20 protein-coding genes are annotated in these 23,099 nt (G+C 37.7%); all 20 read left to right on the top strand.

Going from position 1 to position 23,099, the window contains the following annotated elements; all coding sequences use genetic code 11:
• Window positions 1-45 precede the first annotated feature (45 nt).
• The 20 genes from truA to FQ608_RS15055 all read left to right on the top strand — a co-directional run bounded on the left by truA (window position 46) and on the right by FQ608_RS15055 (window position 22,799).
• The gene (gene truA, locus FQ608_RS15150; RefSeq protein WP_158859071.1) at window positions 46-801 is read left to right on the top strand and encodes a tRNA pseudouridine(38-40) synthase TruA; all 756 of its coding nucleotides are present in this window, start codon (window positions 46-48) and stop codon (window positions 799-801) included.
• Window positions 802-813: 12 nt separating this feature from the next.
• The gene (locus tag FQ608_RS15145) at window positions 814-2,592 is read left to right on the top strand and encodes an ABC transporter ATP-binding protein (protein WP_158859070.1); all 1,779 of its coding nucleotides are present in this window, start codon (window positions 814-816) and stop codon (window positions 2,590-2,592) included.
• A gap of 71 nt (window positions 2,593-2,663) precedes the next feature.
• Window positions 2,664-3,251 carry a hypothetical protein gene (locus FQ608_RS15140; protein ID WP_158859069.1) on the top strand — a complete coding sequence of 196 codons (588 nt, stop codon included), beginning with the start codon at window positions 2,664-2,666 and terminating at the stop codon, window positions 3,249-3,251.
• Window positions 3,251-3,778 (top strand): hypothetical protein, encoded by a 528-nt coding sequence (locus FQ608_RS15135; protein ID WP_158859068.1) that lies wholly within the window; start codon window positions 3,251-3,253, stop codon window positions 3,776-3,778. The genes FQ608_RS15140 and FQ608_RS15135 overlap by 1 nt, the downstream gene beginning before the upstream one ends.
• 65 nt (window positions 3,779-3,843) lie before the next feature.
• Window positions 3,844-4,389 carry a hypothetical protein gene (locus FQ608_RS15130; RefSeq protein WP_234364220.1) on the top strand — a complete coding sequence of 182 codons (546 nt, stop codon included), beginning with the start codon at window positions 3,844-3,846 and terminating at the stop codon, window positions 4,387-4,389.
• Between the two features lie 158 nt (window positions 4,390-4,547).
• Window positions 4,548-5,117 carry a hypothetical protein gene (locus FQ608_RS15125; protein ID WP_158859067.1) on the top strand — a complete coding sequence of 190 codons (570 nt, stop codon included), beginning with the start codon at window positions 4,548-4,550 and terminating at the stop codon, window positions 5,115-5,117.
• A gap of 122 nt (window positions 5,118-5,239) precedes the next feature.
• On the top strand, window positions 5,240-6,271 hold the full coding sequence (hemE, locus tag FQ608_RS15120; RefSeq protein ID WP_158859066.1) for a uroporphyrinogen decarboxylase: 1,032 nt from the start codon (window positions 5,240-5,242) through the stop codon (window positions 6,269-6,271).
• Between the two features lie 348 nt (window positions 6,272-6,619).
• On the top strand, window positions 6,620-7,318 hold the full coding sequence (locus tag FQ608_RS15115; protein WP_158859065.1) for a sugar transferase: 699 nt from the start codon (window positions 6,620-6,622) through the stop codon (window positions 7,316-7,318).
• 249 nt (window positions 7,319-7,567) lie between these two features.
• Window positions 7,568-8,374 carry a polysaccharide biosynthesis/export family protein gene (locus FQ608_RS15110; RefSeq protein ID WP_158859064.1) on the top strand — a complete coding sequence of 269 codons (807 nt, stop codon included), beginning with the start codon at window positions 7,568-7,570 and terminating at the stop codon, window positions 8,372-8,374.
• Between the two features lie 1,212 nt (window positions 8,375-9,586).
• Window positions 9,587-10,189: a polysaccharide biosynthesis/export family protein gene (locus tag FQ608_RS15105; RefSeq protein WP_158859063.1), complete on the top strand. Its 603-nt coding sequence runs from the start codon at window positions 9,587-9,589 to the stop codon at window positions 10,187-10,189.
• A gap of 63 nt (window positions 10,190-10,252) precedes the next feature.
• Window positions 10,253-12,655 carry a GumC family protein gene (locus FQ608_RS15100; protein WP_158859062.1) on the top strand — a complete coding sequence of 801 codons (2,403 nt, stop codon included), beginning with the start codon at window positions 10,253-10,255 and terminating at the stop codon, window positions 12,653-12,655.
• Window positions 12,656-12,700: 45 nt separating this feature from the next.
• Window positions 12,701-14,071, top strand: a complete 1,371-nt coding sequence (locus FQ608_RS15095) for a lipopolysaccharide biosynthesis protein (protein ID WP_158859061.1) — start codon at window positions 12,701-12,703, stop codon at window positions 14,069-14,071.
• 47 nt (window positions 14,072-14,118) lie between these two features.
• A complete protein-coding gene (locus FQ608_RS15090; protein ID WP_158859060.1) occupies window positions 14,119-15,375 on the top strand; it encodes a hypothetical protein in 1,257 nt (418 codons plus the stop codon).
• 19 nt (window positions 15,376-15,394) lie between these two features.
• Window positions 15,395-16,717, top strand: coding sequence for a glycosyltransferase (locus FQ608_RS15085; protein ID WP_158859059.1), 1,323 nt, complete (start codon window positions 15,395-15,397; stop codon window positions 16,715-16,717).
• A 5-nt stretch (window positions 16,718-16,722) separates the two neighbouring features.
• Window positions 16,723-17,844, top strand: a complete 1,122-nt coding sequence (locus FQ608_RS15080) for a glycosyltransferase family 4 protein (protein ID WP_158859058.1) — start codon at window positions 16,723-16,725, stop codon at window positions 17,842-17,844.
• A gap of 29 nt (window positions 17,845-17,873) precedes the next feature.
• Window positions 17,874-18,797 (top strand): glycosyltransferase, encoded by a 924-nt coding sequence (locus tag FQ608_RS15075; RefSeq protein ID WP_158859057.1) that lies wholly within the window; start codon window positions 17,874-17,876, stop codon window positions 18,795-18,797.
• Window positions 18,772-19,947, top strand: a complete 1,176-nt coding sequence (locus tag FQ608_RS15070) for a glycosyltransferase (protein ID WP_158859056.1) — start codon at window positions 18,772-18,774, stop codon at window positions 19,945-19,947. Before FQ608_RS15075 ends, FQ608_RS15070 begins: the two co-directional genes overlap by 26 nt.
• The gene (locus FQ608_RS15065) at window positions 19,944-20,942 is read left to right on the top strand and encodes a polysaccharide pyruvyl transferase family protein (protein WP_158859055.1); all 999 of its coding nucleotides are present in this window, start codon (window positions 19,944-19,946) and stop codon (window positions 20,940-20,942) included. The genes FQ608_RS15070 and FQ608_RS15065 overlap by 4 nt, the downstream gene beginning before the upstream one ends.
• Before the next feature lie 36 nt (window positions 20,943-20,978).
• Complete coding sequence (locus tag FQ608_RS15060; protein ID WP_158859054.1) at window positions 20,979-21,692, top strand: WecB/TagA/CpsF family glycosyltransferase; 714 nt, start codon at window positions 20,979-20,981, stop codon at window positions 21,690-21,692.
• Between the two features lie 12 nt (window positions 21,693-21,704).
• Complete coding sequence (locus tag FQ608_RS15055) at window positions 21,705-22,799, top strand: glycosyltransferase family protein (RefSeq protein WP_158859053.1); 1,095 nt, start codon at window positions 21,705-21,707, stop codon at window positions 22,797-22,799.
• Window positions 22,800-23,099: the final 300 nt, after the last annotated feature.

Here is a 23,099-nt window from a genome sequence, read left to right as displayed (position 1 = left end):
AAAGCAACTTTATATTTTGAGCGATTGGCTATCTTTGCAGGCAGGATGACAGACAAAAAAAGATATTTTCTGGAACTGGCGTATAAGGGGACAGGATATCATGGTTGGCAGATTCAGGGAAATGCAGTATCGGTACAGGAAGTGGCACAAAACTCCATTTCTGTACTGCTCAGAAATAGTACCCCCATCATGGGAAGTGGTCGAACAGACACTGGGGTCCACGGCAGGCAGCAGTTTATTCATTTTGACGCAGATGAAATAGAAGAAAAAGATACATTTCTTAAAAAGTTGAATGGAATGCTTCCCCAAGATATAGCGGCATATGAAATTAGAGAAGTACAACCTGATGCGCATGCAAGGTTTTCCGCAAGATGGAGAAGCTATGAGTATAGGATAAGTCTCCAGAAGAATCCCTTTGAACAGGATTTATCTTGGTTTTGCTATTATAAACTTGACATGGAGCGAATGAATGAGGCGGCAAACCTGCTCTTGCATTATACAGATTTTGAATGCTTTAGTAGAGTAAAGACAGAAGTGAATCACTTTGAATGTAAAATAAAAGAAGCCTATTGGGAACAAATTGGCCAACATTTGATTTTTCATATAACTGCCAACCGATTTCTTCGGGGAATGGTGCGCACGATTGTTGGTACGCTCGTTTTGGTGGGACGGGAGAAACTGGACTTGGAAGGATTCAGGGCAATCATTCATAGTAAAAAACGTAGTAAAGCAGGATCTTCTGCGCCGGCTCAGGGACTGTTTTTAACAAAGGTGGTCTATCCGGAAAGCATTTTTATTTAAATTAAACCGATTTTGAGTCTAGAGAAGGAAAATGTAAGTAGTGGGGATATTCTGGACATGCAAGTCCTGAGGAAACTCTATGGATTTGTGGGTCCGTATAAGTCCCATTTTTACGGGTTGATTTTATTGACCATAGCCTTGGCTGTATTAGCTCCTACACGGCCCCTTTTTATTCAAATGGCTATTGATGATCATGTGGCTATAGGAGATAAACAGGGCTTATTACAGATGATGTACCTCTTGATCGGTCTGCTTGTTCTCCATGCTGTGGTACAGTTTGCGCATACCTATCTGTCAGGATGGATAGGACAGGTGATTATTCGAGACATGCGGATAAAACTCTACAAGCACCTTTTAAAAATGCGTCTCAAATTTTTTGACAACACCCCAATAGGAAGGCTGGTTACAAGAAATATATCAGATGTAGAAACATTGTCTGATGTGTTCAGTCAGGGATTGGCTTCAATTATAGGAGATTTACTTCAGTTGGTAGCTATTTTGGGTGTTATGTTTTTTGTGGACTGGAAGCTGACTTTAGTTAGCCTTTGTACTCTGCCACTTCTGATTATTTCTACCTATGTGTTTAAGGAGAAAGTAAAGGCATCTTTCAACGAAGTGAGAAATGCCGTTTCCAATTTGAATACTTTTTTGCAAGAGCACATCACAGGCATGAGTATTATTCAAATATTTAACAGGGAGGATCGGGAATTTGAAAAATTTAAAGTCATAAACAGGGAACATAGGAAAGCACATCTCAAGTCTGTACTTTATTATTCAGTTTATTATCCAGTAGCTGAAATCATTCAAGCCATTGGCATTGGACTGGTGGTATGGTATGGTGCTACCGGCGTTTTTGACTTGGACCTAAAAGTAGGTGTATTGATTTCCTTCATTATGTACCTGCAGCTTTTTTTCCGACCTATTCGAATGATCGCCGATCGGTTCAATACGCTTCAAATGGGGGTAGTAAGTTCATCACGCATATTTAAGTTATTGGAAAACAAGGAGCAAATACCAGACGAAGGCACGGAGCGTCCTGAGAAAATTCAGGGGACCATTCGGTTTGAAAATGTTTGGTTTGCTTATAATGAGGAAGAATGGGTGTTGAAAAACCTAAATTTTAAAGTGGACCACGGGCAGACTATTGCGATTGTTGGAGCAACGGGAGCAGGTAAATCTTCCGTAATCAACCTGATGAGTCGTTTTTACGAGATTAACCGCGGAACGATTTTGTTGGATGGAGTCGATGTACGGAATTATGAGTTAAGTACGCTTAGAAAGCATATCGGAGTGGTGTTACAGGATGTTTTCCTCTTTTCGGATACCATCTTTTATAACATCACCTTAGGAAATCCCGAAATCACCAAAGAGCAGGTAATGTATGCCGCCGAATTGGTGGGAGCCAAACGTTTTATAGAGCGCCTTCCAGGAGGACTTGATTACAATGTAAAAGAGCGCGGAGCAACACTTTCGGTGGGTCAACGGCAGCTCATTTCCTTTGTCAGAGCGATGGTTTACAATCCTGAAATTATTATCCTAGATGAAGCAACCTCATCCGTGGATACTGAAACGGAAGAGCTTATTCAGGAAGCCATTGACAAAATGATGCGGGGTCGTACGTCCATTGTAATAGCGCACCGACTATCCACGATCCAGAAAGCTGATCAAATCATAGTGTTGCACCAGGGAGAAATCAAAGAAACGGGGTCCCATGATGAGTTGATCCAGCGGGAAGATGGTTACTACGCCCAGTTGCATCAGATGCAGTTAAAATCCCTCGCAATAGGATAATTCCCGCAATAAGCAAGCGGCTGTTACGTTAACAAAAAACTACACCAACTCACTATTTATTTAGCATTTATATGAAAAAAGTCACTTTGTTTGTACTATTTATTATGCCGCTTTTCGGTATTGCGCAAGAACATCAAATCGGACTTCGGCTTGGAGAGCCATTTTCCATTACCTACAAGACTTATTTGGACGAACATTTTTCAGTGGAGGGTTTGATTGGTAGGGGAAGTCCCAATAGCACACCTTATTATAGACGGGCTTTTGAAAACAACAGGCCGGTGTCGTCTGCGGTATATAGCGGGCATTCCGTATCTGATGCGTTTAGCCTACATGCCAGGGTCGCTTATAATGAGGATATTTCTTCTGAGTTTGACATTAGCGAAGGCACTCTTTTGGCTTATGTTGGAGTAGGGGCTCAGATAAGAAGTGCAAGGGTTGATTATGCCTATTTTACTCCCAGTGCCAGTGACTTTCCAGTAATGAGGGCTGAATCCCGGAATAATATTGACTTTGGGCCGGAGGGGTATATTGGTTCGGAGTACATCTTTCAAGATCTTCCTTTAAGTGTATTTGCCGAGGTCGGATTGTTTTTGGAGCTTGTAGATCGTCCGGGCCATATTAAGTTGCAGGGAGGAATAGGGGCAAGGTATCTGTTTTGATGAAAAACCCTATAAAAATAGCTCTGTGGATAGCTTTGATATTGATAATGGTAGGTTTTGGCTACGTTCAATTAGGGGGATTTAGTCCCATTGATATATCCCTTGTTGAATGCACAGATTTAAAACTTGTTGGAGTGGAATATAAAGGAACCCCTCAGGACGAAATGTTGGCGAGTAGTTTTAGGAACGTGGAGGATACAAAACTGGCTAATCCCGGTTCGATACTCCATACCATTTATTATATTGAACCTGCTGGGAAATCGGATACCATGCATGTATTTGTTGGGATTCAGCGAGCGGCAGTGCGGGGATCTGTCTCGGCAATGACCGAGAAAAAAGTATCTTGTAGGAGAGCTGTGGTTGCAAAAATTTCTGCTCACCGATTTGTGATGCCGAGTCCATTACGAATAAAGGAAAAGATGAAAGAATTTGCGTCTAACGAGGGGCTAGTCCTACAAGATATATTCGTGGATAAGTTATTAGATGACAGTAATGTGGAGGTTTGGGCTCCTGTTATTGAAAGTTAAGTTAAAACCACTGATGATATTGGTACGATTCTGGTTTCGAAAAATTTAAACTAAACGATTTTACGATGATAAATTTTAAAAAGATGGGTGTTTACAGGCTGGGAGTGTTCTCCGTCGCCCTTTTGACAGTGATGAGTTGTGAGGGGCCAGTTGGCCCTCCAGGCCCTCCCGGCAGTGATGGGCTAGACGGGATTGTGCTATTGGGGGAAGTGTTTGAGTTGGAGGCGAATTTTAATGCGCAGGGTAGTTTTGGTGTCTTGGGAGAATATGGATTTGAGATAGAGGAATCGGACAAGGTTCTAATATACCATCTGGACGGAGTTGAGGACAACAGAGATATATGGAGGCTTCTCCCCCGAGTGGTTTTTCACCCAAATGGAATATTTAATTACTCATTCGATTTTACAAGGATTAATTTTTCCATTTTCTTGGAAGGGGATTTTGATTTAAATACACTGGAGCCAGGTTATTTACAGGGACAGATATTTAGGGTGTTGATAATCCCCGCAGATTTTTTACCTGACGGAAGGGTTGATTTGTCGGACCACGAAGGAATGCTTCGCATGATGGATGTAAATCCTGCAGATATTCCAAGAATTACATTAAAGTAAAAGAACTCTTTAATCAAAACAATATTATTGGAAAAACAGTCTTCTAAACAGGGAAGACTGTTTTTTTATTTCCAGTCCAGTCAATATTTGTTGGAAATAAAGAAATTTGAGTCTATATTTCTCCCTCATGGAATTATTTAACAATCTGATTGAGAAATATGAAAAAGATTTTACTAATGTTACTTATGGTCGGGGTTTTGGTGGCTCCTGCCTGCGAGGGACCTGAAGGTCCACAAGGACCTCCAGGCTTTGACGGGCAGGACGGAGTAGACGGCGAGGATGGTGCAGATGGACTTGATATTATAGACTTGGTTTTTGAGGCCGAAGTTGATTTCACAGAAGAGAGTGGCTATGCAGCCGCCTTCAATTTTGGGGAATGGGTATTTGAGGATGATAATTTCTTGGTTTTTAGAGAATTCGGAGTCACCGAAGATGGGAGATCAATATGGAGATTGCTTCCGCAGACCGTTTTTTTGGGAGAAGCTGGGGTACTAATTTATAATTACGAATTTGCACATCGTGTTCTGGCGATTTTCATAGATGGAGCTGTGGATCCAGCCACGTTACCTGCTGAATTTACACAGGACCAGTATTTTAGAATTGTCTATATGCCAGGACTATTCCCCAATGTTGAAGAAGGTGCGAAAGTTGATTATTCAGATTTTGATGCGGTAATGAAAATGCTCGGGAAAACCGAAAAGGATATAATAAAATTGAACAGTCAATAAAGTAAATTATAACTTTTTTATTTTACAAAATGCCCTAAGAAATCAGTTTCTTGGGGCATTTTCTTGCTTAGGTATTTGACCTGCATGTAAAGATTGTCGGCTGCATATTATATCTTTGTTTTATGGAATTGAAAAACGACCTATTACTACGTGCAATAAGGGGAGAGAAGGTAGAAAGGACTCCTGTGTGGCTGATGAGGCAAGCAGGCCGGATTCTTCCTGAGTATAGGGCTGTAAGAAATAGTGTAAGTGGCTTTATCGAACTGGCCAAGACTCCGGATCTGGCAGCAGAGGTAACCATCCAACCGGTGGATATTCTGGGGGTGGACGCTGCCATTATTTTCTCAGATATTCTGGTTGTTCCGGAAGCTATGGGGCTACCCTACGAGATGGTGGAAAAAAGAGGACCATGGTTTCCTAAAACAATTGGTAGTCTTTCTGATTTAAAACAGTTAAGGGTTCCAGATCCCCATGTTGAATTACATTATGTGTTGGAGGCAATTCGCGTCACAAAGAAAGCCCTGAACGGCAGGGTTCCTCTGATCGGTTTTGCGGGAGCTCCATGGACTATTTTTGCCTATATGGTAGAGGGATCAGGAAGCAAGACCTTTTCGAAAGCAAGAGCCATGCTCTACACCCAGCCTGATTTTTCTCACAAGCTTCTCGATATGATCACATCTACCACTATCCGGTATCTCAAAGCCCAGGCTGAAGCAGGGGCAAATTTGGTTCAGATTTTTGACAGTTGGGCTGGTATCCTTCCACCTACCCAATACAGGGAGTTTTCCCTTCCATATATTGACAAAATCTGTAATGCGATTACAGAAGTCCCGGTTACTGTTTTTGCTAAAGGCGCTTTTTTTGCCAGAGAAGAGATGGGTCAACTGAATTGCGACACTATTGGACTTGATTGGAATATGGGAATTAGTGAATCAAGAAAGTTGATTGGTTCGGGCAAGGCGTTACAGGGGAATTTGGATCCGGCGGCTTTATATGGGACGGAAAAGGGGATTATGGATGCTACCCAAAAAATGATGAAGGAATTTGAAGGAGCAAAGCATGTGGCAAATCTAGGGCACGGCGTTTATCCTGATATTGATCCCTATAAAGTAAAATTGTTTGTAGAATCCGTAAAAGCGTATAAGGCGGATTAATTAACCACCTGAGTAAATTTTTGGTTTTATTAGTACGATATGTTGAAATTCAGATCTGCTGGAATTCTTTTAATTTTATAAAAATCAGCATATGTAAAATTATATTTTTAAATCGACCGATTTACAGATGGGTTATTGTTTAGAGCCCATCTTTGACTTGGGTTAGCTTTTTAACGTAGAAAAAAGTATAATAAATACATAAAAATGTTTTTCAAATTTTAACTGAAAAACTTGCATCCGATAAACCGTCTTTATATATTTGTGAAAATGTATTTCAAATATATTAAAATGCTTTTTAAATATTTTGAAGGAAGTAGTTAGGTTTATTCTAAATAAACAGCGGTTGAGATGGAAAATGTATTAGTGAAGAGGGAATCGGGAAAATTTTATTCCAAAGATGAAAAAATCAAACGGGATCTAGCGTATGCATGGGGTTCGTGGGAAAAGGAAGCGGCAAAAAGAATAGGAAAGCGGGGATTAGACCTATTCGTCTCTATATTAGCTCTAGTATTGGTCATGTCATGGCTCTTTCCATTATTGGCCATATTGATCAAATTAGATTCGAAGGGTCCGGTTTTGTTCAAGCAGCTCCGTCATGGGTTGGACAATAAACCATTTTATTGTTACAAATTCCGGACAATGGTGGCAAATGAAGAAGCCGATTCCAAGCAAGCTACAATTAACGACAAGCGGATCACCAAAATCGGCAAATTTTTACGAATAAGTAGTATTGATGAACTCCCTCAAATTTTCAATGTGATCAAAGGTGATATGGCTATTGTTGGCCCGAGACCTCATACAATGCCTATGAATTTAGAATTTGCGAAGTCAATTGATAATTTTATGTCTAGGCATGCGGTGAAGCCTGGAATTACCGGGCTTGCGCAGTCTAAAGGCTTTAGGGGTGAGGTAAATGATTTTATTGATATTTATGGGAGATTCAGACTTGATGTCTTCTACGTTGAAAAATGGTGCCTGCTTCTTGATTTGAAAATTATCCTTTTGACAATGAAGATGCTACTTGGAAAAAATCCCAAAGCATATTGATAGGAATTAACTTATTTTCCCTAAATTTGAAATAGAATTGGAATATCAATAAAAAACCGTTATATTTTATTTTAAATTTTACAACAGTTCACCTCTTAATCAAAAAAGGCATGGTTAACGTTGTGAACATGGGGCTGTAAGATGTTTTTCGGACTTTTTCCCTGAAAGACAGCATTTACATTGTCATCATCATTTTATTGTCAAGCTTAACTTAGTACATATTACCCTTGCAACACATAAAAAGGCGTCATGATTTTCAAAAAATTGCTTCATTTTTCCGTAATTATAATTGTAATTTTCGGCTGCTCCACTAGAGATCTGGTTTATTTTTCTGATTTAGAAAGTGGAACGAGCATTCAATCTCAAATTAGTGAGGCTGTTTCTCCAAGAATACAAAAGGACGATCTGTTAAGTATAACTGTGAATAGTTTAAGTCCAGAATCCAATCTCCTTTTCAATTTGGGGCTCTTAACTACCGGAGCAGGCGATGGAGGCGTTGTTCGTAATGAAGTCGGTAGCAGATTGGCTACTGAAGGTTATTTAGTCGATACAAATGGAGAGATAAATTTTCCGGTATTGGGGAAAATAAAGGTCGAAGGCTTAACAAAGATGGAGTGCATTGATAAACTTTCTGAATTGGTAGGAGAGTATGTAAAGGATCCAATAATAAATATAAGGTTTATTAATTTTAAAATTACGGTAATCGGCGAAGTAAATAAACCAGCCTCTTTTGTAATTCCAACAGAAAAAATAAGCGTGTTGGAAGCAATAGGAATGGCAGGGGATATGACAATGTTTGGCAAGCGCGAGAACGTGTTGATACTTCGAGAAACTGGTAATGAGCGGAAGGCTGTTAGGATAAACTTAAACAGTAAAGAATTTTTAAATTCACCTTATTTTTACATGCAACAGAATGATATTATCTATGTTGAACCTGACAGGATTAAATCAGTTCAAGCGTCAACTAACCAAAGGTCGCTTACCGTATTGGGAATTATAACGTCTTTGTCTATCGCGTTGATATTTAATTTAAGATTAATGATAGAAAGGAGATGAAGGATTCGAAGATATTATCAGAGCTCCTTTTGGAGAATATAGAGGATGAGGACACTAATTTCGACTTGAAGTTAATTTTCATTTTTACTTAAATATTTGGGCTGCCTGCATTATCCATCATCGTATTTTTATCTCTTGCTTTTGCTCAGATTTTCTTAGCGATCCCGGTATATGCGCCAGGTATCTCCATGTTACCTTAGTTGACGATTTACAATAGGTAAAATATAGTATTCATTCGGATTCTCAAATATAAATATCGATTTACAAATTGAAAATCGGACTTAAAAAGTCCGGCTGATATTATGGTTCAACTTTTACACCAATCGCTTGCAACTGATTAATACTCTTAATATATTTGCAAAAGTGTAATTCAAATATAGATAAATGCTTTTTAAAGAATTACGGTAAAAATTAGCTTAAACTAATTTAACAGCGGTTGAAATGGAGAATGCACTAGTGAAGTGGGAATTGGAGAAATTTTATTCTAAGGAGGATCATCATAATCAGGACCTTGCGTACAAACTGGGTTCAATTGGGTTAGAAGATGCTAAAAGATTCGGGAAGAGGGGATTATATTTAATAGTATCTACATTAACATTTGTATTGGCACGGTCATTGCACTCTCAGTTATTGTGGAAATATTGATTAAACTGGATTCGACAGGTCCAGTTTTGTTTAGACAGCTCCGTCATTGGATAATAGTAAAGCCATTTTATTGTTAATAATTTAGGACATTGGTGGCCAATAAAGAAGCAGGCGGGGAATAGGCATCAATAAAAAACAGCCGAATTACTAAGATCTTTTTTCGCATAACTAGTTAGCTACGTGAATTCATATCGTTTACAATAAATCTAAAACTGCGGTGGAAGACCGGTCATTCTCAAGTATTAGGTCAAGCAACGGTTATTTCCTCCAGCTTTTGTCAATGCATTACATGTAGCAAATATTAGGACGACCTAGTGATTATAAGTTATTGAAAATCGGGAAGTTTAAAAGTAATTAGCTAATTTTGCATTTAATTCCTATGTAGTTGGAATCTGTGTCTGTTCTGAATTGTTATTTATATTTAAAAAAATTCATCGTTTGCCAAACGAACACATAATGAGGGGATTGATTTTATTTTTAGTGTTGCTTAATTTTTCCTGTACAAAAAGGGATTTTGTTTATTTAATTGATTTAGACTCGCACAGCGACTATACAATGCGAATTACCATGAACAATGAGCCTAAGATACAGATCGGCGATCTGTTGCAAATAACGGTAAGCAGTTTAAACGAGGAGTCAAATTTCCTTTTCAACGCAGATGTTTTAAACGCTCAAAGGGGGGGACAAGGAGCAAATGCTGTTTCTTTGAACCAGGGGTACTTTGTTGTTACGGAGGGAAACATAAACTTCCCCGCTATTGGGAAAATTAACCTTTTGAATGAAAAAAGAGAGGAGGAGGTTGATATTATTGGTGGCTTAGTAGAAGAGCATGTAAAGAACCCAATCGTAAATGTTTCGTTTCTCAATTTTAAAGGTACTGTAATCGAAGAGGTTGCGAGGCCTGGAACCTTTACATCAGAGAATGATCGGATTAAGCTACTGGAAGCTATCGGGTCAGCGGGTGACATGACAGAATTTGGAAAGCGGGAAAATGTCCTGATTATCCGTGATGAGGGAGGAGAACGTAAATCCATAAGGCTAAACCTTAACGATAAAGATGTGTTGAATTCTCCCTATTATCGTTTACATCAAGATGATGTGATAAATGTAGAACCAGAAAAATTAAAGTTATACAAGCAACTACGAACCACCAATCGCTTTCTCTGTTAGCAATTGCTACTTCCGTTGCAGTGGCTGTTTTGCTTAACTTAAGATGGTACCTTGATTAATTAAATGATGAAAAATCCCACCGATTTCTTACTTGATGGTTTTGAGCCTGAAAAAACAGATAAGAAAAGTCTGAAATTTATTCTGCTCCGGTATTTGAAGTATTGGTATCTTTATTTGTTAGGTATCAGCTTCTCCTTAGGTTTGGCATATCTATATTTTATGTTTGCGGTACCGCAGTATCCTGCATCTACTACGATATTGATTAATGCCACAACAAGAGGAAGTGATTTTGGACAAAACGCCGTTTATAGCGAGTTGGAAAGTTACCAGTCTATTAAGACGGTAGAAAATGAGGCAGAAGTTTTGGCTTCCGTAAGTCTTATGAACCTCGTGATGAAAGACCTTGATTTTAGAGTTTCGGTATTCAGGAAAGACAACATTTTTCGACGATTAGAAGTTTACGGGAGCCAGATGCCACTTCAAGTTTCATTTTATGATTATGATTCTTTGTCTTTTTACGATAGTGATCTGGATACTAAATTTAGTTTTAAGCTTCATAACAGTGACTCTTTCGAACTTATTAACACCGAAGGGGTTAGTCAAAGGTTTGTTTTTGGAGATACGATTAGGAAGCCTTTCGGGTCTTTTTCAGTTACAAAGGGAGAGTTTTTTGATCCGAATGATGAATTAAATATTGTTTTTGAAAATCCATATTCATTAACGGGTCGCTACGCAAGCAGGCTTGATGTTTTTGTGGTGAATAAGCTAGCAAGTGTTATACGGGTAAGTTTGACAGACCCAGTGCCACTCAAGGCGACACTAGTGTTAGATAAGTTGATTGAGGTTTATAATCGAGAGGCTGTAAGAAATAAAAACCTGACGGCAGTAACGACTCTTGAATTTATTGAAGAGCAACTGGAAAATGTAAGGTCGGAGTTAAGACAAATTGAAGCTAAGGAAGAGAAATACAAACGCGATAACCAAATTACTGAATTGAGTGAAAACGCATTACAGTATTCTAATAATGCCGAATCCTTTAGGAATCAGTTATCCAGTTTCAATATACGTTTAGAAGTGTTGGAATCGATTGAAAAATACATATTTTCTCAGGATGGCCGCTTTCAGGCTGTTCCAAGCACTATGGATATTGAGGACCCTACACTCAATTCTCTTGTTGCGCAATATAATGAGTTGCAGAGTGAACGGGAAAGAATGTTGCGGACTGTGCAACCAGAAAGCCCTCTCGTGCAAAATCTCAATGATCAGATCACCAATGTTAGAAGAGGCCTACTGGACAACCTCAAAAGTATTAAGGGGAATTTAGAGATTTCTAGAAATAATCTGTTGGGAAGGGTAAATCAACTCGATTTTCAGTCAAGTCGGGTACCCGAAATCGAGCGTCAGCTCGTAGAAATCACAAGGGAGAAAATCACAAAACAAGACCATTATAACTATCTTATAGAAAAAAGAGAGGAAGCTGCCATGTCCTTGGCAGCGACGACTGTGTCAAATTCCCGAATAATTGATAAAGCAAGTGCAAGTAGTACTCCGTCAAAGCCTAATAAGCTTTTAATAGTAGTATTTGCACTAGTGCTAGGAATCGGGGTGCCATTTGGTTTTGTGGTTGGAAAATACCAGCTCACCGATAAAATTTTAAGCAAAGAGGATATATCTTCAAAAACGTCCCGTAGTATCTTAGGGGAAATTATGCATAAGAAGGGCAAAGAAATCAAAGTAATCGGAAATTCGAAGCGTACTGCGTTGGCCGAACAATTTAGATCCATCCGTACCAATGTCCAATTTGCCTTACCCTCACATGACAAAATGGTTATAATGGTTACATCTGGTCTTCCAGGAGAGGGAAAGTCCTTTATCGCTTTAAATTTAGCGGTTAGTTTTGCATTGACTGGAAAAAGTGTTGCCATTTGTGAATTTGATTTACGTAGGCCTTCTCTTTTGGAAAGCGTTAATCTCTCCGCTCGGAGGGGGATTTCAGATTACATCGTGGATAGCGAATTGCAAATTTCTGATATATCTACTCAAGATGACTCTATTTGCGAAAATTTAACCTTTTTTGGATGCGGGACTTTACCCGAAAACCCATCAGAGATTATGATGGCACCGAAAGTGATTCATTTTGTAGAAATGCTAAAAAAGGAATATGACGTGATAATATTCGACACAGCTCCGGTAGGACAGGTTGCTGACGCTTATTCGCTTTCAAGGTTTGTGGACTTAAGTGTATTTGTCATGCGGTATAACTATACTCCGGTCAATACGGTAGACTTATTAAATGACGATTATAAAGATCGAAAATTGAAAAACCCAATGATTATTTTAAATGACGCCAAAGATCTTTATAATAGTATTTATGGTTATGGTTATAAATATGGATATTATGAGCAGGAGGATAAGAAAAAATCAGGTTATACTCGGAGACAAAGTGAAAAAGAAGTGAATTCCTGATTTAAATGGTGTTGGCAGTAGATATTTTGTCATTTTTCTAGTATTATGAAATTGAAGGAGTCTGGGTTTTATTCCACAATTACAAGATTAATAAGCAACGGCCATGCGAGAAGTATAAAGGCTAAAAAAAATATTTTAGCTTCCCTAGTTATTAGAGGCGGAAGTATAGCAGTGTCATTAATCTTGGTGCCAATGACCTTAAACTATGTGGATGAAACTCGATATGGGATTTGGTTGACACTAAGTTCATTGGTGGCATGGCTGTCATATTTTGATGTTGGATTTGGGCATGGCCTTAGAAATAGATTTGCCGAAAGCGTAGCAAAGGGAAGATTTACTTTGGCAAGATCCTATATCAGTACAACCTATGCCATGATGACCATCATCATGGTGGGGATGATGGTAATATTTTTATTAGTAAATAAATTCCTTGATTGGAGTGCAATATTGAATACTGCTCCGGAAATGGCTCAGGAGCTTGGAGTTGTTGCTATGCTCGTATTTGCGTTTTTTTGCTTGCAGTTTGTGTTACAACTTTTCTCTACGGTATTAACCGCAAACCAAGAGCCCGCTAAAGCTAATTTAATTCATCTATCAGGTAGCGTTATATCGTTAATAGCGATTTATATTTTAATGAGAACAACCGAAGGTAGTCTCGTATATTTGGCTAGTGTTCTTAGTGTCTCACCAGTAGTCGTTTTGTTTTTGGCGTCCCTTTGGTTATATAACACAAGTTATCGACGATTTTCACCTAAATTAAATCTCGTTAGGTTTGAATTAGTAGGAGATTTGATGAATTTAGGAGTGAAGTTTTTTGTGATCCAAATTGGTGTTGTAATTCTATTCAGCACACAGAATATTATTATAATACAACTATTCGGCCCAAGCGAAGTGACATCCTTTAATATTACTTATAAGCTATTTAGTGTCGTTCCTATGGTCTTTATGATCATTGTAACGCCGCTTTGGAGTGCATATACAGATGCTTACATACGCGAAGAATTTGATTGGGTGAAAGGGACGCTGTCAAAAATGCTGCGATTCTGGTTTTTGACAGTGATTGGGGCATTTTTTCTTTTGATCCTTTCTCCCTATTTTTATCATTTATGGTTAGGGGATAAGATTTCGATTTCATTTTCGCTTTCAGCAGTAATGTGCCTACAAGTAGTGGCATTTTGTTTTCAAAGTATTTACGTGTATTTCTTAAACGGAATTGGGAAAATTCAAATGCAATTGTATCTTATAATAATTTGCGCCACGGTCAATATTCCACTGACAATATTCTTAGGGAAAATTTTTGGAGTGGTTGGGGTAAGTCTAGCTAGTTTTTTTATGTTCGCTTTGACAGGATTAGTTTATATGGTTCAAACTAGGAAGATAATTAATAATACTGCTACAGGTTTATGGATAAAGTAGTTGTGTAAAAGCTGATAAGGCGAAAAAGTGAAATGAATATATAAGATATGCAGTCTATTGAAACTTCTGATTCATACGAAAAGTATATTGGGAAACTTAATCTCAACCTAACTATATTTTGGGGCTCATTTTTTATATTTGTCTTTTGCTCGGCTGTCCTTCAGGTACACATTAAACCATTATTTATACCACTGAATTTTCTTCAGACATTTTCTATTCTTGCACTGATATATGCGAGTTTTAATTTAGTGCAATTTAATGTTAAGAATGAAGTAGTTGGTGTTTTGATCTTTTGCTATTTTGTTTGGTGTTTTTATATTATTTTTAACGGATTTGTATACGAATATGATTTTATTAAATTTCAGATTTTTGGCGGGTTTTTAAAATATTTTTTTCCTATTGTATTGTTTTTCCCAAAGACCATACGATTTTACAAGTTTCAATTTAATGTCATATTTTTTGGGGCTGTCGGCTTTATTTTGATAAATTTGATCTTTTTTGAACAAGTCACTACTAACTATGAAGATAATGTGAATGAGAAGTTTACGTTTGAAGGGTTTGTAAAAAACATCGGGATTTCGATTGGTTTCATTTTGTTTACTTTCATTTATCACTCTAAGAGCAAAGTTACTATCTCATTGGTCGGTCTTTTTATGATTATTGGTATCGCAACATTTAGGGCTCGGCGAGCAATTTTGTTGGTTGCCGTAGTCCATTTGATGATTTTTATGCTGATCTACTTCCTTTATACTCATAGAAAGGTTTTGGTAGCTTTGGTTTTCCTTCTTTTTACAGTGGTTGCTGCAAGCTATGCAAGTATGATCTACAAAGAGAATAGGAATTTTTTCTCTGAGTTAGAAGATCGTAATACTGGGGACACTCGAACCAATGTTGAAGTTTTATTCCGAAGGGATTTTGAGCCAATAGATTGGGCGTTTGGCAGAGGTATTAATGGTATGTACTGGTGTCCAAGTATTGATGTCAACAATACTACCGGTTATCGATCGATGATTGAGACTGAGTATTTAAATATTATATTAAAAGGAGGAATACTTCACCTCGGAATGCTTTTATTATTTATGGTTCCAGCCATGTTTAACAATTTATTTAGATCAAAAAATCTCCTTTCTAAAGCGTCAGGTATTTGGATAATTCTTTGGATACTTAGTTTATATCCAATGAATGTGTTTAATTTTGATTTAAACTATTTATTGGTATGGACTTCTGTGTGTATTGGATTTTCTCCGGATATTCGTAACATGTCGGACGAAAAATTGAAAAAATTATTTGCAGGTAAATCTTAATATAATTCTGAATTACGCTATGGATGGTAAAAAAAAGGTGTTGATTTTAGGGCAGTCATTCAATAAGGTGACGGGAGGGGGGATTACGCTTTCAAATTTGTTTGCTGGTTGGGATCCCAATCAGCTAGCGGTAGTTTGTTCACCTCCTTTAACAGATGAAAATACGGATTTTAAGGCGACTTCCAATTACTACCAACTTGGTGACTCAGAACACAAATGGCGGTTTCCGTTAAACCTGTTAAAACGTAAGTATGTTTCTGGTCCAGTCTTGTTTTCTAAGAATAGTAGCCCACCGAAGACCAAGGCACAAAATTCCATAAAGTTAAGGAATAAGATAATTGACAATTACTTTTATCCTACGTTAGATTATTTAGGTATCAAGCCAGCTGCTTCCGTTTTAAAACTTTCCCCGAACCTTGAGCGGTGGATTGATACCTTTTCTCCCGACGTCATATATGCCCAAGCCACCTCTCGAAACGGAGTAAACCTAATTAGAGCTTTGCAATCAAGATTTCCCCATATACCATTTATATTTCATATGATGGATGATTGGCCTTCAACCGTTCGGTTTGGGAATATTTTGGGCATGTATTGGGATAAAGTAATAGATAGTGAGTTCAGGGATTTAATTCGGAAGTCCTCACTTTGCCTCAGTATAAGTGATTATATGGCAGAGGAATACGAAAAAAGGTATGGTGTTGCTTTTATTCCTTTTCACAATCCGATAAATGTCGAATTTTGGCAAAAGGGTGCAAAATCTGATTATGCCATTGGTACAACTTGTGAAATCCTATATGCAGGAAGGCTTGGGTTAGGTCTAGAAGATTCCTTAGAGCGTGTTGCTGCGGCAGTTGAGTTGGTAAATAAGCAGTCTATAGTAACTGTTAAATTTCATTTACAAACGCCCAATAAACCTAAGTGGGCAGATAAATATAACTGTGTAGTACATAGACCTTTAGTTGATTATCAAGAGCTTCCCATAGTTTTTGGTCAGGCTGATTTTTTAATATTACCGTATGATTTTGAGTCAAAATCGTTGGCCTTTATAAAATATAGTATGCCCACAAAGGCACCGGAATATTTTGCGAGTGGGACACCGACTATTGTTTTTGCTCCAAAAGATACGGCATTAGTTCGATATGTTGAGCTTCATGATTGTGCGGCATTAGTGTGTCAAAAATCTACTATTTTACTACGAGATGTAATTCTAAAAATGATTGATGATCAAGATTATAGATGCCAATTAGGTTCTAGGGCAAGGAACGTTGTCACGGATCTACATAACTCTAAACTGGTTACGAAAAGGTTTACAGCTACTCTAATGTCTCTCTTAAATAAATAACTCAAATGAGACAGGTTGTCATAATAGCTAATGGATTCCAAGAGGAGTATATCTATAACTTTGTTAATGGTTTATCGAAAACATGTAGCAGGGTTGTACTAATTGGCGGTGAAAATTACGATAGAAGTCGATTGTCTATAAATGTTAGCTTTAACCCATTGAGGGGGCGTCATTTCCACGGGGAGAGCTTTATTCGGAAGACCTTAAGGTCGATCAGGTACTATATTCATTTAATTCTATTTATAGTTAGATCTCGCATAAATACAGTACATTTAGCCTGGCTTCGATTTCCGATAATCGATGGTATTTTTATTCCAATAATTCTAAAAATGTTTAAAATACGCATTGTTTACACTGCCCATAATCCATTGCCTCATCACAAAGAGGGTTGGTATTTTAGATTTATTTTTCGAATGATTTACCGAATTTCCGATTTCATCATTGTTCACACTGACCATATTAAAAACTTGCTAGTGAGAGAAATAGGTGTTGACAGCAAGAAGATATATATGGTGGAACACGGTCTTTATGATGTTACAGAGACGCCTGAAATTAATTCTATTTCTTCTAAAAAATATTTTAATCTGGAAAGTCGGAAGCCCGTTCTTCTTTTTTTTGGAAAAATAGTTCATTATAAAGGCTTAGATTTGCTATTGGAGAGTATGGTATGGGACGATATTCATATGAAATTTCAAATACTAATAGCGGGTAGAGTTGGGGATGCATATAAGGATCAGTTTGATAAGTTGATTGACAATTATCCTTTTTCTAATTTAACCATATTGGATCGCTATTTAACTGACAAAGAGGTTGAAATGTGCTTTAAGGCAGCTGATCTCACGGTTCTTCCCTATAGAGAAGCGAGCCAAAGTGGAGTCATGCTCATGTCATTTTCCTTTGGAATTCCCGTTGTGGTTCCGGATTTGGGGTCTTTCCCAGAGTATGTAAATGGAGGCGCTACTGGTTTATTATTTCACAGTAACGACTGGGAATCCCTCGGTAAAGTTCTTTCGGAATATTTGTCACAACCTGACCAATTTCAAAAAAAAGATATTTTAAGTATAGCTAGTACGAAGTATTCTTGGGATGATGCGTGCCGAACCATTTCCGATATCTATAATAACTAATTGATTGATGTATATTAATTTTAGAATAAATGAATCTTGCTCCGATAGCCGTATTTTGTTTTAAACGAGTTGATACTTTGGAAAAGTGTATTGAATTGTTAAAGGCCAACCCTTTATTTTCAAAATCCGACTTGATTATTTTCTCGGACGGTCCTAAAAAGCCGGAGGATGTTAAAAAAGTCGAAGCAGTTAGAGGATTTATTTCTAGTATCGATGGGTGTAAGTCAGTCCGTCTAGTAGAGCACAAAGTAAATCAGGGATTGGCTAACTCTATAATTAATGGAGTTAGCGTCGTGTTGCAGGAATTCGGGCGAGTAATTGTTCTAGAGGATGATTTGATAGTTTCTTCTAATTTTCTTTCTTACATGAACAAAGGTTTAGAATATTACGCTAAGGATACTCAGATTCAATCAATTTCAGGTTTTTCACCCTCCATTAAAATTCCAAATAATTACTTGGGAGACATTTATTTTAGTCCTAGAAGTACGTCATGGGGGTGGGCAACTTGGATAGACCGTTGGACAGGAGTTGACTGGGCGATGAAAGATTTTGAAAAATTTTCAAAAAACCCGCTACAAATAAGAGAATTCAATCGATATGGTAATAATTTCTACTCTCTGTTACAAAAACAATATTCTGGAAAAATTGATTCATGGGCAATCAGGTGGTGCTTTGACCAATTCAAGAAAAAGAGATACTCAGTTTTTCCGACCCAATCCAAGGTTATGAATATAGGATTCGGGCCTGAAGCAACACACACCGCTATAAAATTAGATACTTTTGATTCCTCCTTTGACCGATCTGATAAGCATGCTTTTGAATTTTTAGAATCTAAAGTTGGATATAATAAAAGTATCCTTAAATTGATTCGAGCCCACTATAGTTTCTTTAGTAGAGTTAGAGCAAAGATTAAGTCCATTTTATTTCATGAAGATATTGATAGTTCACAATAGATACACCCAGGCTGGCGGTGAGGATTATGTTGTAGATGCAGAGCTGGCCATGCTTCGCGGAAATGGGGTGGCTGCCGAGGTTTTATTTTATCAAAACCCGTCCCGTATGTTGTCCCAAATATTTGGGCTTATATTATCTCCGTTCAATGTACGGTCCTATTTTCAATTTAAGAAAATTTTACGAGAGATTAGGCCTACTCTAGTTCATATTCATAACTGGCATTATACAGCCTCACCCTCCCTAATATGGGCGGCTGGCAGTTTAGGCATTCCGGTGGTTTTAACAATTCATAATTATCGATTGATTTGTCCTTCAGCAACTCTCTTCCATCGTGGCAAATTGTATCTAAAATCCATAAATTCCTGGGGTCTTTTGAGTGCTATTAAAAACCGTGTTTATAGAGATTCATTTTTTGCCACAGCATTTTTAGCACTAGCATTAAAATTCAATCGAAAAATCGGTACATGGAAGAAAGTAGATGGATTTATCTTCCTAAACGATTTCATGAGGGATATACATCATAGGGCTCTTCCTGATGTGGCAGGTGTTCCTAACTTTATTAAGCCGAATTTTACCGTGAACATTCCTTTATCAAGCGGTTGTGACATCAGTAGCCGAGACGGTTTTTTGTTTGTTGGTAGGTTAAGTACTGAGAAGGGGGTTGAAGTCCTTTTACAAGCATTTTCCGAATCTGGTTTACCCCTTAAGATTATAGGAGATGGTCCAATGAGAGGCTTGGTTGAGCGGTACGTATCGGAATTTGCGAACATAATATATGTGGGTTATCAAAAAAAAGAATATATATTACATGCAATGGGCGTTTCTAGATGGTTAGTTTTCCCGTCAATCTGGTATGAAGGCATGCCGATTACGATATTGGAAGCATTTATGGCTGCTACACCCGTGATTGCTTCCAGAATTGGATCGCTACCAAGTATTGTTAAAGAAGGTGAAAACGGAATCCTATTTCCGCCCAATGAAGTGAATGGCCTGAAGGATGCACTTAAAATTGCTGCCAATATGTCTTTGTCGGATTATTCAAGATATAGTGTTTATTGTTCCGATTCTTTTCAGAAAGATTTTACTGAAGGGGAGAATTTTAAAGAGCTTTCCAAAATTTATGAAAAAATAATTGATAAAAGCATATGAAGATAGGTATATGGGGTTCCTACGACAAAGGTAACTTCGGGGATGATTTGATGGCATATATGATTTCAAACTATTTGATCCAGCACGGGCATGAACCGGTAGTGTTCTGCGCCAGTGCCGGTTTGGTCGAAGAAAGTGAGGTACGATCCATTGAGTCATTAGATGAATTCGTGAGTAGTGTCGACATTGTAGTAATTGGAGGTGGAGGAATGTTAATTAATAATTCGCCCCTTCGATTCCTTTTAAAGAAGGTTGCCTTTGAATTTGAAATGTCTTTTTATAGACTTTATCGTTCCTTACGCAAACATGGGAAAAATATTTATCCAATTTCAATTGGGGGAGACGGCAACCTCGGCTTGAATAATCCTTTTAAAAAACGTTTATTTTCGTCTCCGACCTGCATAGGTGGTACAGTTAGACTAGCGTCCGACCTTAAAGTAGTAGACAACAAATTGTTTTCATGTTTTTCCGATATCGTTCTATCAACAGGAAGAATTTTTCCAAAAACAGATGTAGTTAAATCGAACACCGTAGTTTTAAACTTAAAACAAAAAAATGGGGGTTCTTTAATTGAATATTTATCGAAGAGTTCTTTACGAGAAAAATTTAATTTTGTCACTTTTGGTTCCCATTTAAACTCTGTAGAAGGGGTTTCAGAATATGAACTAAAAGCGGAATTTCCCCATTATCAACATGAAAATTTAAAAGATTCGTTGGGTTTTCTTGCTCAGAGTTGTGCTGTAATTAGTTCAAAGTTACATGTAGGAGTAGCTGGACTGGCTTATGGTACGCCATTTATAAGTTACAAAGGACCTGCAAAGGCTGCAGAGTTTTTAAATACAGTTGGACTTTCCGACTATGTCGTATCTAATGTTAGCTCACTCGGAGAATTACTTTTGCGATTAGACAGTTATCCTATTCAAAACTTGAAAACTCCGATTTCGGAGAGTATGCAACACTATACTGAACTGGAGCGAAATTTACGGATGAGCTAATTTATTGTTTTTCGTGTTTTGATCAACTTAGGCTATATGAAATTTTATAAGTATAATAATTTATTTGATGAGGATTTGTCGGTGATTCCTGAAAGAGGAAAACTTATTTCTACGATCAATCAGTATTCGTTTTGTCTTGCAGAGAATGATCCGGATTTTTTAGAATCGTTAAAAGGGTCGGACGTTTTGCTTCCAGATGGAGAAGGGGTCGTGTGGGCGGCAAATTATTTGGAAGGTAAGAAAATTAGGAAAATCGCAGGTGAGGATCTATTTTATTTTTTTATGCGGTATCTCGAACAACAGAAAGGGTCCTGCTTTTTTTTGGGATCTAGTGAAGAAACACTCAATCTGATTGTGAAACGGGCAAAAAGAGATTTCCCCCACGTAAGAGTTGGAACCTATTCTCCTCCTTTTAAGCAAGTATTTACAGATCTCGATTCGGAGAAAATGAAACAGCAAGTTAACAGCTTCAATGCGGATGTTCTGTTTGTTGGAATGACAGCGCCAAAGCAGGAGAAATGGGCATTTAAGTACCATGATGATTTGAAGGTTTCTTATATTTGTTGTATAGGTGCAGTATTTGATTTTTATGCTCAAACTATAAAAAGACCTAATAAAATTTGGATCAAACTCCGTCTAGAGTGGCTTGCTAGGTTAATAAAAGAACCAAAACGTATGTGGACTCGGTACGTGGAATTCGGCCCCGTCTTTATTAATAGAATTTTTGAAATAAAAAAGCAAATGCAATAAATTCATTCCTCTATGAATGTAGTTTTAATTAACAATTATCCCATGGATAATGCCTATCGCCTTTGGCAACAAGGAGTAAGCGGGAGCCATCATGTGTGGGGTAAGGTGGAGTTAGAAAGAAATTATAATTACAATTTTATTTTGTTTCGTCATGTTAAGTACCCATTCCTCAACAATATAGGTCGCCTTTTCGGAGTCAATTTCTTGGATCAGCAATTAAGGCTTATCTTTTGGAAGCGAAGGAATTACGTGCTTTATCTCCCCTATGCCTCGTCAAATTCTAAATTGCTTCTAGTTTTGAAATGGCTGGGTTTGTTTAAAGTACCGATGGTTTCCCTGATTCATCAACCATTTTTAGGAACTAAATCTGACAGTAATCTAAAGAGGGCGATAGCAAGACGGGGACTGCTTTTACAAGATGCTGTTGTATTTTTAAGCGAAACCTTACTAAAGGATACAGTCCAAGTGCTCGGGCTTGATAAGGACCTAATTGGAAAAAAGTTTTTTGTCGCACAATGGGGACCTGACACATTATTTTACAAGAAGTTTTTGAGTAGCAGGCAGTCTTTCGAGTCCTGTAGGTACTTTATTAGTGCTGGACATACCGATAGAGATTATGCTACATTAATCGAAGCATTTAGAGAGATTGATTTTCCGTTGCACATTTACTGCACCGAAACCACAGTTCCAAAGGTTGACGATTTACCACCAAATGTTTTCATTTTTTCCAAGCGTATCTCCTATGCTGAGCTGCTGCCTCACTATGCGGATGCGCTCGCAATATTAATTCCATTGAAATTCTCTAAAGGTGATGAAGGTTGTCAGGGAATGACAAGTTTACAAGATGTTGTTGCTCTTGGAAAACCAACGATAATTACCAAAAATTTATCTCTGAATTTAAATGTAGAAGAAGAGGGGCTCGGTTTAATGGTGGATATGTTTGATAAGGAGGGATGGGTACGTAGTGTAAATTTACTTTTAAATGACAAAAACCTTTGGAATGAGATGGTCTATAACGCGGGAAGAGTGTATGAGGAAAAATTCAATTCTGAAATATTCGCGGAAAATTTACATTTCGTATTTCAGCAACTGAAAAACAGTAATTAGTTATTTTTCAGTAGAATCTATAAAGGAAGATTTTTGTTGTAATTTTAAGATGATATTTTGTGATTGTCAATTTGCGGAAGGTACCTGGGTTCTGTTGGGACATCCAGGCAAGAACTGCAAGTTTGTCTGCTGACCGATGAATATCCTGTCATTTGGAATCTTCCAGTAATTTTTAAATAGTGAAGACTAGAAAAAAGGCGGCATCTAATTTAGATGCCGCCTTTTTTATTTTAGGTAAGTATTACGTACTGTTTTTTACCCTATTAACTAAGCTGAAGTGTCCACAATGCACTTCGTTAT

Source organism: Lunatibacter salilacus (assembly GCF_009797935.1).
GTDB lineage: Bacteria > Bacteroidota > Bacteroidia > Cytophagales > Cyclobacteriaceae > Lunatibacter > Lunatibacter salilacus.
This window is presented reverse-complemented; position numbering and strand designations above follow the sequence as displayed.

Excerpts from the sequence above, each read along its gene's own strand:
- FQ608_RS15130 (WP_234364220.1), top strand. The coding sequence starts at position 3,844 with ATGATAAATTTTAAAAAGATGGGTGTTTACAGGCTGGGAGTGTTCTCC.
- FQ608_RS15100 (WP_158859062.1), top strand. The coding sequence starts at position 10,253 with ATGATGAAAAATCCCACCGATTTCTTACTTGATGGTTTTGAGCCTGAA.
- FQ608_RS15115 (WP_158859065.1), top strand. The coding sequence starts at position 6,620 with ATGGAAAATGTATTAGTGAAGAGGGAATCGGGAAAATTTTATTCCAAA.
- FQ608_RS15140 (WP_158859069.1), top strand. The coding sequence starts at position 2,664 with ATGAAAAAAGTCACTTTGTTTGTACTATTTATTATGCCGCTTTTCGGT.
- FQ608_RS15110 (WP_158859064.1), top strand. The coding sequence starts at position 7,568 with ATGATTTTCAAAAAATTGCTTCATTTTTCCGTAATTATAATTGTAATT.
- hemE (WP_158859066.1), top strand. The coding sequence starts at position 5,240 with ATGGAATTGAAAAACGACCTATTACTACGTGCAATAAGGGGAGAGAAG.
- FQ608_RS15070 (WP_158859056.1), top strand. The coding sequence starts at position 18,772 with ATGAAGATATTGATAGTTCACAATAGATACACCCAGGCTGGCGGTGAG.
- FQ608_RS15080 (WP_158859058.1), top strand. The coding sequence starts at position 16,723 with ATGAGACAGGTTGTCATAATAGCTAATGGATTCCAAGAGGAGTATATC.
- FQ608_RS15055 (WP_158859053.1), top strand. The coding sequence starts at position 21,705 with ATGAATGTAGTTTTAATTAACAATTATCCCATGGATAATGCCTATCGC.
- FQ608_RS15065 (WP_158859055.1), top strand. The coding sequence starts at position 19,944 with ATGAAGATAGGTATATGGGGTTCCTACGACAAAGGTAACTTCGGGGAT.
- FQ608_RS15090 (WP_158859060.1), top strand. The coding sequence starts at position 14,119 with ATGCAGTCTATTGAAACTTCTGATTCATACGAAAAGTATATTGGGAAA.
- FQ608_RS15060 (WP_158859054.1), top strand. The coding sequence starts at position 20,979 with ATGAAATTTTATAAGTATAATAATTTATTTGATGAGGATTTGTCGGTG.
- FQ608_RS15085 (WP_158859059.1), top strand. The coding sequence starts at position 15,395 with ATGGATGGTAAAAAAAAGGTGTTGATTTTAGGGCAGTCATTCAATAAG.
- FQ608_RS15075 (WP_158859057.1), top strand. The coding sequence starts at position 17,874 with ATGAATCTTGCTCCGATAGCCGTATTTTGTTTTAAACGAGTTGATACT.
- FQ608_RS15095 (WP_158859061.1), top strand. The coding sequence starts at position 12,701 with ATGAAATTGAAGGAGTCTGGGTTTTATTCCACAATTACAAGATTAATA.
- FQ608_RS15105 (WP_158859063.1), top strand. The coding sequence starts at position 9,587 with ATGAACAATGAGCCTAAGATACAGATCGGCGATCTGTTGCAAATAACG.
- truA (WP_158859071.1), top strand. The coding sequence starts at position 46 with ATGACAGACAAAAAAAGATATTTTCTGGAACTGGCGTATAAGGGGACA.
- FQ608_RS15135 (WP_158859068.1), top strand. The coding sequence starts at position 3,251 with ATGAAAAACCCTATAAAAATAGCTCTGTGGATAGCTTTGATATTGATA.
- FQ608_RS15125 (WP_158859067.1), top strand. The coding sequence starts at position 4,548 with ATGAAAAAGATTTTACTAATGTTACTTATGGTCGGGGTTTTGGTGGCT.